This window comes from Pedobacter immunditicola (genome assembly GCF_037482985.1).
Classification (GTDB): domain Bacteria; phylum Bacteroidota; class Bacteroidia; order Sphingobacteriales; family Sphingobacteriaceae; genus Pedobacter; species Pedobacter immunditicola.
This window is the reverse complement of record NZ_JBBHKC010000006.1, coordinates 186228-199645: the sequence shown is the minus strand read 5'-3', so window position 1 is coordinate 199645 and position 13418 is coordinate 186228. Positions and strand designations below refer to the sequence as shown.

General features: G+C 41.3%; 14 protein-coding genes. 6 read left to right on the top strand and 8 right to left on the bottom strand.

Features of this window, described 5'->3' with window-relative positions; genetic code table 11:
• Positions 1–108 precede the first annotated feature (108 nt).
• On the top strand, positions 109–894 hold the full coding sequence (locus tag WG905_RS12355; RefSeq protein WP_339592035.1) for a helix-turn-helix domain-containing protein: 786 nt from the start codon (positions 109–111) through the stop codon (positions 892–894).
• A gap of 5 nt (positions 895–899) precedes the next feature.
• Here WG905_RS12355 and WG905_RS12350 read toward each other — a convergent pair whose 3' ends face one another.
• From WG905_RS12350 to WG905_RS12335, 4 genes are all read right to left on the bottom strand, one after another.
• Positions 900–1754: a pirin family protein gene (locus WG905_RS12350; RefSeq protein WP_339592034.1), complete on the bottom strand. Its 855-nt coding sequence runs from the start codon at positions 1752–1754 to the stop codon at positions 900–902.
• 47 nt (positions 1755–1801) lie between these two features.
• The gene (locus WG905_RS12345) at positions 1802–2374 is read right to left on the bottom strand and encodes an NADPH-dependent FMN reductase (RefSeq protein WP_339592033.1); all 573 of its coding nucleotides are present in this window, start codon (positions 2372–2374) and stop codon (positions 1802–1804) included.
• A 61-nt stretch (positions 2375–2435) separates the two neighbouring features.
• The gene (locus WG905_RS12340; protein WP_339592032.1) at positions 2436–3023 is read right to left on the bottom strand and encodes a YceI family protein; all 588 of its coding nucleotides are present in this window, start codon (positions 3021–3023) and stop codon (positions 2436–2438) included.
• Positions 3024–3106: 83 nt separating this feature from the next.
• Positions 3107–3868, bottom strand: coding sequence for an NYN domain-containing protein (locus tag WG905_RS12335; protein WP_339592031.1), 762 nt, complete (start codon positions 3866–3868; stop codon positions 3107–3109).
• A 207-nt stretch (positions 3869–4075) separates the two neighbouring features.
• Between WG905_RS12335 and WG905_RS12330 the strand changes: the two genes are divergently transcribed.
• Complete coding sequence (locus WG905_RS12330; protein WP_339592030.1) at positions 4076–4768, top strand: type 1 glutamine amidotransferase domain-containing protein; 693 nt, start codon at positions 4076–4078, stop codon at positions 4766–4768.
• Positions 4769–4874: 106 nt separating this feature from the next.
• Positions 4875–5048: a quinol oxidase subunit 4 gene (locus WG905_RS12325; protein WP_339592029.1), complete on the top strand. Its 174-nt coding sequence runs from the start codon at positions 4875–4877 to the stop codon at positions 5046–5048.
• Positions 5049–5067: 19 nt separating this feature from the next.
• On the opposite strand, the gene WG905_RS12320 is transcribed toward WG905_RS12325, so the two are convergent.
• Positions 5068–6240, bottom strand: coding sequence for an aldose epimerase family protein (locus WG905_RS12320; RefSeq protein WP_339592028.1), 1173 nt, complete (start codon positions 6238–6240; stop codon positions 5068–5070).
• 174 nt (positions 6241–6414) lie between these two features.
• Between WG905_RS12320 and WG905_RS12315 the strand changes: the two genes are divergently transcribed.
• Together WG905_RS12315 and WG905_RS12310 are read left to right on the top strand one after the other, a co-directional pair.
• On the top strand, positions 6415–8154 hold the full coding sequence (locus tag WG905_RS12315) for a GMC oxidoreductase (protein WP_339592027.1): 1740 nt from the start codon (positions 6415–6417) through the stop codon (positions 8152–8154).
• 15 nt (positions 8155–8169) lie between these two features.
• A complete protein-coding gene (locus WG905_RS12310; RefSeq protein ID WP_339592026.1) occupies positions 8170–8796 on the top strand; it encodes a gluconate 2-dehydrogenase subunit 3 family protein in 627 nt (208 codons plus the stop codon).
• On the opposite strand, the gene WG905_RS12305 is transcribed toward WG905_RS12310, so the two are convergent.
• A complete protein-coding gene (locus WG905_RS12305) occupies positions 8756–9766 on the bottom strand; it encodes a Gfo/Idh/MocA family protein (protein WP_339592025.1) in 1011 nt (336 codons plus the stop codon). The two genes, WG905_RS12310 and WG905_RS12305, sit on opposite strands and share 41 nt — an antisense overlap.
• Positions 9767–9855: 89 nt before the next feature.
• Positions 9856–10395 carry a DUF4142 domain-containing protein gene (locus tag WG905_RS12300; RefSeq protein ID WP_339592024.1) on the bottom strand — a complete coding sequence of 180 codons (540 nt, stop codon included), beginning with the start codon at positions 10393–10395 and terminating at the stop codon, positions 9856–9858.
• Positions 10396–10708: 313 nt separating this feature from the next.
• Between WG905_RS12300 and WG905_RS12295 the strand changes: the two genes are divergently transcribed.
• The gene (locus WG905_RS12295) at positions 10709–12553 is read left to right on the top strand and encodes a glycoside hydrolase family 2 protein (protein ID WP_339592023.1); all 1845 of its coding nucleotides are present in this window, start codon (positions 10709–10711) and stop codon (positions 12551–12553) included.
• A 14-nt stretch (positions 12554–12567) separates the two neighbouring features.
• Here WG905_RS12295 and WG905_RS12290 read toward each other — a convergent pair whose 3' ends face one another.
• Entirely contained in the window at positions 12568–13386 is an 819-nt protein-coding gene (locus tag WG905_RS12290; RefSeq protein WP_339592022.1) for a universal stress protein, read from the bottom strand.
• Between the last annotated feature and the right edge of the window lie 32 nt (positions 13387–13418).

Below are 13418 nucleotides of genomic sequence, written 5' to 3'. Positions count from 1 at the left end.
TATATTTAAATTAATAATATATGCTGCAATTGTGCATTGCAACTGATTACAAAGTTAGATAGATAGGCCATTATAACGATACACATAAGGCTAGTAAGCTGGGACAAAATGGAAATCAAGAAAAAAAATGCTTTATATATTACCGAACTTCGAAACTGCCCTAAGAATTACCTCAGGAGCCCGAAGCGGGAAGAATATTTTGAGATCCTTTGGATAAACAACGAAAAGACCATGTACCTGATCCCGCCATTCAGAGCTTACCGTTTAAATAAGTTTGACGAAAAAGGAGTGTTAATTGCCTTTAACCTGACCATGCTGAATTATAACCTCAATGAGTTTTCACTGGATGTTTTTAAGCTTTTTAACAGGGAAGGAGAATTTTCTACTGTAAACGTAAACCAGGAAGCAATGGAAATCCTGCAAGGGATCTATGAAGTGCTGTTAAAGGAATACCATAAAGAAGATCAGCATTTTTTGCTCCTGGCTACCTTATTAAAAGGCTTCCTGTTAAAGCTGATACAGTCGAATGAACAGGAATTTACCCATCCCGACCTGAATGAGAAAAGAATCTATCAGTTTTTCCTGATCTTAGAAGGGCATTATGACACGGAGAAAGGAGTGGATTTTTATGCGGAAAAACTAAATATCACCGCTAAACGGCTGAACCAGATTTTAAAACAAAAGTTAAACAAGACGATCAACCAGATCATCCAGGAACGGCTGATTATAGAAGCGAAGCATGAAATCTATATTGGAAAACTAAGTGTTAAAGAAATCGCCAATAAGTTAGGTTTCGAAGAACACTCCTATTTCAGCCGTTTCTTCAAAAAAATGACTGGAGAAACCCCTCAGGGTTTTAAGAAAACAATTAAAGAAGAAATCTTTAATCATTAAGCTTTTTATACCTTCCAAACACCAAACAAGCCTTTATTATAATCATCATATGCCTGGTGGATTTCCTCCATGGTATTCATCACAAAAGGACCATGAGCTAAAATGGGTTCCTTAAATGGTACAGCATGGCCGAGCAATAGAAAGCTGTCTTCAATGGCTTCAATTTGCAACAATTTACCTTCCGCATTAAACTCCACCAGGTCGTGCATGCTTGCTTCCTGTCCATTCACTTTCACTGTACCTTTAACCACATAAAAGAAAATATTCCTGTCGGGCGAAATCGAAGTTTGGTAAACACCACCTTTACGCATAACGAGTGTACCCAAGGTGATGTCGGTAAGGGTTTGGAAGGCCCCTTTCATGCCATTCCATGTTCCGGACACTAAGTTCAGGGTCACCTTACCCTCATCCAGTTCAAAAGTAGGGATTTCATTCTTTTGCATGCCCTTATAAGCAGGTGTTGTCATTTTGTGTTTTGAAGGCAGGTTTACCCACAGCTGCAGGATCTCCAGGTTACCGCCCTTTTCCATGAATGTTTTGGAAGACACTTCTGCATGAATTAAACCCTTTCCTGCAGTCATCCATTGAACGCCCCCGGCATTAATTACGCTTTCAGCGCCACTGTTATCCTTATGGGCCAGATCACCTTGTAGGATAAAGGTGACTGTTTCAAAACCACGGTGCGGATGTGGCCCGAATGGCAAACCCCGGTTGTGTTCAGGATATACCTGGAAACCGTGGTGGTTAAGAAATAAAAATGGGTCAATGTGCTCGATAGATTTTGTTGGTAAAGCCCTATAGGTTATTAAATCTGATATAGGAGCACTTACTGCACTGTGAATACGCTTAATAACTCTCATAATTATTTATTATTTAGCAATTGATCAAGGGATTTCTGTTTCAGGAATCAGCCCTGATCTTCTCTTATACTTTTTAAGCCCTTTGTCCACCTGACAAGTTCTTTCAACATATTACCAGCCGATTTTACAGCACTATCATTTCCCATAAATACATTTTGGTCGTTGATATACTGCTGAAAAAAAGGGAAGTTAACCGCCTCGTACAGGGGAACAATTTTAAAGGTAGATAAATCTGCCTTCAAACTATTGGCGGCACGGGTACCACCGGAAATACCACCGTAGCTCACCAGTCCTGCAGCTTTATAGCCCCATTCCTGGTAGAGGTATTCCAACGCATTTCTTAACGGTGCAGGATAATTAAAGTCATATTCTGCAGTCACAAAAATAAATGCCTCCGCATCAGCAATTTTAGCACTCCATTGTTTGGTGTGCTCATGTTCATACTTTCTTAACGACGGATGATTTGGTTCATTCATCATAGGAAGATTAACTTCGCCCAGATCTACTATTTCAACATCAAAATTACCGTTTTGTCTGGCCTGCTCGGCGATCCAGTCTGCAACAACCGGGCCTTTCCGACCAGGACGAACAGAAGAAGAAATGATTTTAAGCTTGTACATATATAAATTAGTGATCTTAATTAATATACTATACAAACTTAAAAAATGAGATTTTGTTCGGCTATTTTTGTTTAAATTCTCCGTCAGCTTTGATCTTCACTTCATCGCTGATCATCGGCGGAGCAAACTTAGGTCCTATACCGAAGTCAGAACGTTTAATCGTACCTGTTAACTGGAAACCAGCCGTATTTGCTTTTGTTTGAGGGTTAACAATTGTTCCCCTGTACCAAAGATCCATGGTAACTGGCTTTGTAACCCCATGAAGGGTAAGATCGCCTGTAAGCTGGTACTTATTTTCTCCAATCTTCTTAATGCCATTACTTTTGTAAGTCATCGTCGGAAACTTTTCAACTTCAAAAAAGTCGGCACTTCTTAAATGCTTGTCTCTCATTTCTACCAAGGTATTGATGGTACTAACATCAACAGAAAGGTCAAACACAGCATCGCTAAAATCGGCCTTGTTAGTTTTGGCCGAAGCTGTAAACTTGTTGAACGAGCCATCAATATCAGAAATACCGAGGTGAGTGGTACTGAAGGCTAATTTTGAATGCATCGGGTCTGCATTCCAGGTAGTTTGTGCAATTGTTGATTGCGAAAATAATGTGCTCGTTGCTAAAGCAACGATCACGAATGCGAATGATTTTTTCATTTGATTGGATGTAAAGAACCTTTAAATAAACAATTCTGTTAATTAAAGTTAAGGTTCCATACCATCAGATCAAAATGAATTCTTTACTTCCTGCGCACGTAAATGTGTTTAATATTATTTTTACCGGTATCCCGCTCATCAATCTCAAAACGGTTAATACTTTTTAACAAGGGAAGCATTTTTGTAAAGCCATAGTTTCTGGGATCGAAGTCAGGTTTCTTTTTCAACAGTAAATTCCCTAGTTCACCTAAAAATGCCCAGCCATTTTCATCGGCCAGGTCAGAAATACTGTCGGTAAACAACCTGATCACTTTAGGGTCAATCTTGTTAAGCGGCTTCTTTTCTTGTTTCGGTTTATTTCTGGAAGGTTTTTTAACATCCTCCTCTTCTTCAATTTCAGAATCGGACTTTAAAATCTCCATGTAAATAAATTTATCACATGCCGTAATAAAAGGGATCAAGGTTTTCTTTTCCCCAATACCAATGACTTTCATTCCGGCTTCCCTGAGGCGCGTGGCAAGTCTGGTAAAATCGCTGTCGCTGGAAACAATGCAAAAGCCATCGACCTTGCCGGTGTATAAAATATCCATGGCATCAATGATGAGTGCGCTATCCGTAGCGTTTTTACCTGTGGAATAACTGTATTGCTGAATTGGGGTAATGGCATTCTCCAAAAGCACCTTCTTCCACCCCGACACTGTTGGTTTGGTCCAGTCCGCATAGATTCTTTTAAAAGTCGGAGTTCCGTATTTAGCGATCTCTTCAAACATCTCTTTCACATTTGCATAAGGCACATTGTCTGCATCGATCAATACAGCCAGCTTTAAATCTTTTGAAGTTTCCATAATTCAAGTAAAAGTAAAGAACCTGTTGTACAGTTCAAAATAACACAAGTAAAAGTTAAAACCTGTTGTACAAGTTTAAAAGGCGGACCGCTTCAGAATAATTGAAACCTTCAGCGCAGCCCATTGTTTTAAACAAACAACATAAAGCGGTGAATTAATATAAGCTTATGATGGCTTTATCACTATTAAAAATCAAACCACAATCACATGAAAGTATTATTTGTTTTAACCTCGCATAGTGAACTTGGCGATACCGGCGAAAAAACGGGATTCTGGGTAGAAGAATTTGCAGCGCCCTATTATTTACTGGCTGATGCCGGTGTTGAAATCACCATTGCATCCCCAAAAGGAGGACAGCCGCCCATAGATCCAAAAAGTACGGCGCCGGAGGCCCAGACAGCAGCTACCCAGCGTTTTGACAATGACCAGGCTTTGAAAGAAAAACTGGCTCAAACCGTACAACTAAGCGAAGTGGATGCCGGCGCTTTTGATGCCGTATTTTATCCCGGTGGTCATGGGCCGCTATGGGACCTGGCCACTGACACCGATTCCATTCAATTGATACAAGCATTTATCAAGCAGCGAAAACCAGTCACCATGGTGTGCCATGCACCTGGCGCACTAATTAATGTTAAAGCTGAAAATGGTGATCCTTTGACAAAAGGAAAACTAATTACAGGCTTTTCAAACACTGAAGAAGAGGCTGTAAAATTAACAGATGTGGTACCCTTTTCACTGGAAGACGAAATGAAAAAATCAGGCGCCGTTTATAGTAAGGGACCCGACTGGCACTCTTATGTAATTAAAGATGGTCTGTTAATTACTGGTCAAAATCCAGGCTCCTCTGAAGAAGCTGCGGAAGAACTGCTGAAAGTATTAAACGGAACAATTGAGAAGTAAGCAGAAGCTGGCACGTTATTAGCAATAAGCGTTCAAACCATCATGATGCCATGATGGTTTGAATACTTTTAACTAAATTTATACCCTTAGAATTAAATATACCCTAATGAAGAGAACTTATACTATACTATTAATGGCATTGGTCATGATGACCAGTTCATGCTACATGACCAGAACAGCAGGTAACAGCGGAAAAGTACCTCCCGGACAAATAAAAAAAGCTACAGGATCCAAATCTGCTAAACCCTTTGCCCCTGGACAGCAAAAGAAGAGAAATTAACCTCTTACCATACCTTACCTTACGGTTTTACGGAAAATTTGTATATCGTTTCTGTATGATAAGTATCTCCCGCTTTTAATACGGTGGAAGGAAATGAGGGTTGGTTTGGCGAGTCCGGGAAATGTTGTGTTTCCAGCGCAAAGGCCGTCCTGAAATCATCCGTCCGGTTTCCTTTCATCTTATTTTTACCCTGCATAAAATTGCCGCTATAAAACTGCAAACCTGGCTGATCGGTAAAAACTTCCATCACCACACCGGTTTTATCGCCGGCCACTATAGCTACCGGTTCATCCTCAGCATGTTTGTTGAGCACAAAATTATGGTCATAACCTTTACCGAACTTCAATTGTTCATCATCTCGCTCAATATGTTCACCTATGGTTTTCGGAGTTGTAAAATCAAATGGCGTTCCATTTACCGGCTCTATTTTGCCCGTAGGAATCAAGGTGCTGTCTACCGGCGTGTAACTACTGGCATTAATTTTTACCAGGTGGTTTAAAATTGTACCGCTGCCCGCACCGTTCAGGTTAAAAAAGGCATGGTTTGTTAAATTTACAACCGTATTTTCATCAACTGTGGCATCATAGGTAATTTTCAAACTGTAATCATCTTCCAAAGTATAAACAACTTTAACCTGTAGATTTCCAGGAAATCCTTCTTCCATGTCTTTAGATAAATAAGACAGTTCCAACGTTTGTTCGTTAATTTTCTTCCCATCCCAAACCACATCCTGAAAGCCTTTCTTGCCACCATGAAGCGTATTACTTCCATTGTTGGTGAACAATTGATAGCTTTTTCCATCCAGTGAGAATTTACCTTTTGCAATCCGGTTACCAAAGCGTCCGATGGTTGCACCAAAATAAGGTTCAGTAGACTTCTGGTAACCTTGCACATCACTAAAACCAGCGACCACATCAGTTAACTGCTGGTTTCTGTCGGGCACAAGAAGACTTACCAGGCGGCCGCCATAGTTGGTGATCATTGCTTTTGCGCCATTTTTATTTGTTAAGGTATACAGCTGCACCTGCTTTCCGTCAATTGTCTTTTCAAAGGCTTTGGCACTAAGGTTTGCAGGAACACTTGCGTGTTGCAGACTATCTTTACCATTACTTTGCTTCGTTGAAGAATTACAAGCGGCAAAAAGTATTAAACCGTTAAAAAGGAAAGGGGTGAGTACACGTTTTAATTGCATATCCATCATCATTATGGTGATTAATTGATTTTGATTTCTATCTTGGTTAGCTGATACCGTCGCCGCTAATTTTTATCGGGCGAACTATTGAGTAACAATTTAAATAAAAAGTAGCGGTAATTTATTATTTATAGTAAATTACATTAGCAAATATTATATAAACCGTTTTATCACATGAACGAATTCCAAATAAAAAATTCAGATATAGAATATGACGCCATCATTGTAGGCTCGGGTGCCGGAGGTGGTATGGCAGGTTATGTTCTGGCAAATGCGGGTCAAAAGGTGTTGATGCTGGAGGCCGGTGCTTATTTCGACCCTCGTGTCGATGCCCATCAACTCAAGTGGCCATGGGAATCTCCCAGACGTGGTGCCAGTACAGTGCGCCCTTTTGGTGATTTTGATGCCTCTTATGGTGGTTGGGAACTTGATGGAGAGCCTTACACCCAAAAGGCTGGGACTGAATTTGCATGGTTCCGTTCCCGGATGCTCGGTGGAAGAACAAATCACTGGGGTCGTATTTCCCTAAGAATGGGCCCGGATGATTTTAAATGCAAGGATGGTTTAACCGACGACTGGCCAATCACTTATCAGGACCTAAAGCCTTTTTACGATAAGGTCGACCGGCTAATAGGTATCTATGGCACTGTTGAAGGTATAGAAAATGAGCCTGACGGCATTTTCATGGCACCACCGAAACCCAGGCTAAACGAAGTGTTTATCACCAAAGCGGCGAAGAAAACCGGCGTAAAAGTGATCCCTGGCAGGGGTTCTGTGCTTACGGAAGCTTTACCCGGCAATAAAGACCGTTCTCCGTGTTTCTATTGCGGGCAATGTGGCAGAGGCTGTAAAGTGTATGGTGATTTCTCTGCCTCTTCCTGCCTGGTAATTCCTGCAGTAAAAACAGGTAACTTAACGGTAATCACCAATGCCATGGTAAGAGAGGTTTTAACCGATAAAGCAGGCCTGGCAACAGGGGTCTCCTACGTTGACAAAAATTCTCTTGAAGAACACCAGGTCCGTGGTAAAGTTGTCATCCTTGGTGCAAGCGCCTGTGAATCTGCACGCTTATTACTCAATTCCAAATCTGCAGCCCATCCCAACGGATTGGCTAACAACAGCAATGTGGTTGGTAAATACCTGCATGACTCCACTGGTGCTAGCTTAAGTGGTTTCTTGCCACAGCTATTGGATCGCAAACGTTATAATGAAGATGGCGTGGGTAGTGTACATATTTATTCTCCATGGTGGCTCGACAATAAAAACCTCGATTTCCCAAGGGGTTACCATATAGAATATGGAGGTGGCATGGGAATGCCTTCTTATGGCTTTGGAGGTGGCATCCAAAACAGAAACGGAAAGGTAGCAGGTAAAGATGGTAATATGAAGGAAGCCGGAGGTTATGGCGCCGGATTGAAAGATGATTACAGACGATTCTTCGGTACCGGTATTGGAATGGCGGGTCGGGGTACAGCTATTGCCAGAGAAACTAATTATTGCGAAATTGACAATGATGTAGTCGATAAATATGGTATTCCAGTGTTACGTTTTCATTATAAGTGGGCAAAAGAGGAAATTAACCAGGCGAGACACATGCAGGAAACCTTCCAGGAGTTGTTTCATGCCATGGGTGGCATCGTTACTTCAAAGGTTCATGGAGCTGAAAACAATTACGGACTTGAAGCACCAGGAAAGATCATCCACGAAGTGGGTACGGTTAGGATGGGTGATGACCCGAAAAACTCTGCTTTAAATAAATATTGCCAGGCGCACGATTGTAAAAATCTATTTGTGGTAGATGCAGCTCCTTTTGTTCAGCAGGGTGATAAAAATGCGACTTGGACTATTTTAGCCTTGTCGATGCGTACAGCAGAATATATTCTTGCACAAAAGAAAAAATTAAACTTAAGCTAATTAAACCGAATAGACATGAACAGAAGAGAATCGCTTAAGGCCCTTGGTTTAACCGCCATCAGTACCGGCGTATTGTTGCAGGCTTGTAAACCGGACACCGATAAAAATGAAACAGCTGTAAAAGAAGATGGTGTTCCTGAGGCTGGCAGAGAAAAGTTTGAAGTGGAACGTGACAAAAGTCTGCATGCGGCAAAATTTTTCAATGACCATGAGATGGCCACCATCACCATACTGGCAGACATTATTATTCCCAAAGATGGTCAATCGGGCAGCGCCTCAGATGCCAAAGTACCTGATTTTATAGAATTTATTGTAAAAGACATCCCTTCCCACCAGGTTCCTATGCGTGGAGGTTTAAAATGGTTGGATCTTCATAGTTTCAACCGGTTTAAAAAAAGCTTTAAAGATGCTTCAGCCAAGGAGCAGATTGAAATCATTGATGATATCGCCTATCCAAATAAGGTGAAGCCAGGCATGGAACCTGGTGTCGCCTTCTTTAATAAAATGAGAGACCTTACGGCTTCGGGTTTTTTTACCAGTGAAATTGGGGTAAAAGACTTAGGTTATGTAGGTAACACGCCAAACAAGTGGACGGGAGTACCTACAGAGGTACTGAAGCAATATGGCTTGGAGAACGTGTAAAGTTATCAATGATATTCATTACCTGAAACCCAATTTCTGCACTGCAGGGATTGGGTTTTTGATTTAAAAAATACTTTACAGTAGCTTCGATCATGGGTTGCTGCACATGTGGCAGCGTATCAAAGCGGATGGTCTGCGTAGTATCGCCAGTAGTTATTTCAATCACCGGCTGCCCGAAAAATGAAAAAGAGAGCCGGCCCGCAGTGCCTGTTATTTCACAAATGTCTTTCCTGACTACTGGAGGTGCTGAAAAGCACCATGCACCTGTAAATACAGCCTTATTTTCAAACCTTAAAATGCCGGCAACCATATCATCAGCAGCATATTGATCAGCTTGCTGCAGGGCAGTTCCGGCGATCCCATCCACCGGACCAAACAAATGAAGCATCATATCCAATTGATGTGGTGCAATATCATGAAAAAGACCACCTCCGGCAATCTCAGGATTGACCCGCCATTGGTTCTTAGGCTCAGTCATTTCTTTTTCGGAAAGCGCTGGTTGAAAATAATTCAGCGTAATGAATTTAATAGTTCCGATGGCTTTTTCGTCAATCAGCGATTTGATTTTCCTGAACACCGGCTGTTCTCTCCGGTAATGTGCTACCGTTAATTTTACACCATAGCGTTGCGCAGCATCAAGCATTCTCTTTGAGGCGGCGGCACCCACAGCCATTGGTTTTTCTACATAAACTGATTTGCCCGCTTTCATAGCGGCAATAGCATAAAATTCATGAGAATCCGGTGGCGTAGCAATGTAAACCGCATTAATTTCAGGATCTGCCAGAAGTTCTTCTGCACTGGCATAACATTTTGGCACCAGGTGCCTCCTTGCATAATCTGCAGCCTTCTCCGGGCTCCGGCTTGTCACTGCCCATAAAATCGAATGGGGTACTTTGTTGAAGGCTGGTCCGCTTTTTACTTCAGTCACATTTCCGCAACCGATCATTCCCCATTTAATGGTATCAGGCATTTGTTAATTGTTTAAGGTGTAGGCGCTATTGGATTTATTTATTTAAAAAATGAAATTAAGAAATAATATACAAAATCTATTACACCTTATCATTCCTGCAGTTGGGTTTGCAAAGTTCTTGCTTCTTCAAGGTGAGTTCTCAAAGCGGGCAATTTATTCCCGGCAAAACCTCTTAGCTCTGCATCACGCACCCCTTCCCTACCTGAAGCTTCCTCAAACAACGACACAGCATCCTGATGAGAAGCGATCATAATTTCGGCAAATTGCATATCAAACGTTTCATTGGTGACGCTGTCCAGGGTATTTAACAGTGCCTCTTCTTTAGACTGTAAATCCGTTGGTGCTGGAACCACCCATCCTTTTCGGGTGGCCAGAGCTGCCATTTCAGCCCCGACAACAGTATGGTCCGACACCATGTGTTGACCATATTGCTTCACGAACTCACTCTCACCTTTCGTCTGGGCAAGATTTCCGGCAGCGATTTCAAAGTTATTGCTGCTGGAGGCCTGGTTAACGAACACCTGGTTGTCCATTTTATAATCCACCTCATCATCATCATCGCAGGACTGCAGAAACAGCGATACACTTAAAAACAACAGTAGTGCGCTGCATAGATTTAGATTTTTCATAAACTTTAGATTTTATTAAATACATGCTTACAAAAACCAATAGAGATGATTTTATGTTCGGGTAATTTTTACCGTATTTACAGGATAAAAACATCGTTTTCATCGCGTAAAATACGCTGATGATCGCTTCAACACCTATGAAAACAAATAATATAGTAATGAAAAACCAAAGCCAGACGTTATTGTTTTCAAGTATCGAACTTTTGAAACCATCATAAGCTTACGGCTTACAAACAGCAATGAATAAGCTTATGATAGCTTCATCGCCGTTAAAAAACAAATTATACACCAATGAAAATCAAGCACATAGACCATGAGTGTAGACGTCAACCATCCGAACTATAGTTTAACAAAGTCCAAAAAACAAGAAGACAAAGAAGAAGGATACATTAACCCCCTGCCGCGTGCCGTTATCCGTCCCAATTCGTTTTTACTCCTGGATGGCATCTGGAACTTTTCTCTGGATCCGGAGAATAAAGGAATCAATGAACGCTGGTATATTTCACATCAATATAATGCACAAGCACATTGGCCAGGAAGTGTTGAAAACCACATGTCGAAAAGTTATCCGGATGAAAAGTTATGGCACGATAAAGTTATTGTGTGGTATGAGAGAGAATTTCCGTTACCAAAACTTTCAGGCGATGAAAAATGCGCCCACCTGCAGTTTCAGTTAACGTTCGGTGCATGTGGTTACAGTACGAAGGTGTGGTTAAATGGGATACCACTAAAAACCATAGAAGGGCAGGATGTGCACGTAGGTGGAAACACATCCTTTTCTTATGAGTTAGATGAAGCCATACTCGTCGAAAACAACAGGTTAACAGTGCGTATAGCAGGAACGATGGATGCTGATACGGCGAGGGGAAAGCAGGAATCTGCAGTTTATAAAAGAGGAGGAATCTGGTACCAAACTTATACCGGTGGCGTGCGCAGTATATGGTTGGAAACGGTGGAGAGAAACCGTTTGCGGTCACGCATTGGCGTAATTAGCCTGATAGAAGAAAATCTGGTGCGTTTTCATTTGACAACCCGCATCCATAACCCCGGTCATTACACCATCAGGCTAAAAGTTTATAATAAGATTTATAGTAAGGAACTACCATCTGAAGAACCGATTGCTGTTGATGAATATAAATTGTTACTAGAAATCGGTCAAAGGGATCAAAGATTAGTCATGAAAATACCAGATGCAATCCACTGGTCACCCGAAACTCCGCATAGGTATCGTCTGGTTGCACAGTTGATCGACGCTAACGGTTACATTGCTGAAATTGAGGCCTATTTTGGATTAAGAAAAATTGAGGCCAAAGGCCCGTCCATTTACCTCAACAATAAACGAATTTACCTGAATGGCATATTGTACCAGCCAGGTATAGCTAATTATGAGGAAATTAAACAACACATGCACGCCATGAAAAAGTTGGGCTGCAATTTAGTGCGCATCCATATTGCAGGTGTTGACCCCAGGATATATAACCTTGCAGACAAACTGGGCTTACTCTTGTGGGTCGAAGTGCCTAGTCCGCACAGATCCACAGATAGAAGCCGTAACAACCATAAACAGGAGTTGTTAAGAATGCTTGCCCTGATGGGTACCCATCCCTCAATCATCATCTGGAGTTTATACAACGAAGACTGGGGTGCCCAGGATATCGCCACTAATATTAGAACCAGGGAATATATCATTAGGATGTTCCACTACATGAAAATTGCACATCCTCAATTTCTTGTCGTGGACAATGATGGCTGGCATCATATCTCTTATGAAGGAAGGTTAAAATCTGATTTACTCACTGCACATTTATACACACCCGACTTAACGCGGTGGGCTGAACTGCTGGACAAACTGGAAAATGGACAGATGAACGATGTAGCGGCCTTTCCGATGATTGTGGGTGATCCTTTTTTTTACAGGAATCAGAACCCACTTTTAGTGAGTGAATGGGGCGGTTTTGGTTTTGCAGATTATGGCGGACCAAATGACGATGAAGAAAGAGCCAAACAGATCAAACTCTATAAAAAGGAATTAAGAAGCCGCGGTTTTGCAGGTGATGTTTATACCCAGGCCACCAATATTGAGGATGAACGCAACGGAATCATTGACTTCAATACTGGTGAATTAAAAGTACCTGAAGGATTATTTAACGAAGAATAGCAACATAGAATATTCTAAAAAATAGGGATCGAAAGCAATGGAACTTTGTTGTTGGATGCCATTACCCGTGTTTTACTACGGTGGATAATGGATTCGAGGAAGCCATATTTTTGCGGAACCATTATGAGTAAGTCAGCATTCATATTGATCACTTCCTCTTCAATTACTTTAACCACTTTATCAGATTCCACATTTTTAAAGTAATGAGGAACATCTTTCAACACTTCAGCTATCATTGGAGTGGCATCAGTCGCATTAATTTCACCTATCAACTGCTCGACGTGTTTAGCAACATGAAAAACTTCTATTTCGGCACCAAGGGCTACAGCGAGGTCTTTAATTTTCTCAAATAACGCTTTATTTTCCACCTCATCATAAGCAAACAAGATCTTCTTGATGCCCTCAAATTTTGTTTGGTACGGTACAGCCAATACCGGATACTTTAATTTCATGATCATTGCTGTAGTAGAATTTCCAAACAAATCCTGCTCTATCGATTTCGGGGCCATGCCCATGATGAGCAGGACAGCTTTATGCTTTTCAAACAGGCCATCAAGCGCTCTGGAAAAATCCATAAATCCGGTTTCGATAATAATTTCTGTACCAAAAGTTGCTGAAAAACTCCGTGCCTTTTTATGAAGCATAGTCGTGTTATGATCAAGTAACTCCTGGAAAGATGCTGCAGACAACAAGGCATTCGAAGCACTTACCGGCAAACTAAAGGAATTAAAAAGAACAATTTTTGCGTTAATTTTATTAGCAAACTCACAAGCATACTCAAGGGAATTCTCTGCTTCTTTCGAAAAATCTGTCGCTACAATGATGGCTTTCATTTGATACTGTTTTATAATCAAGTTTAAACTCA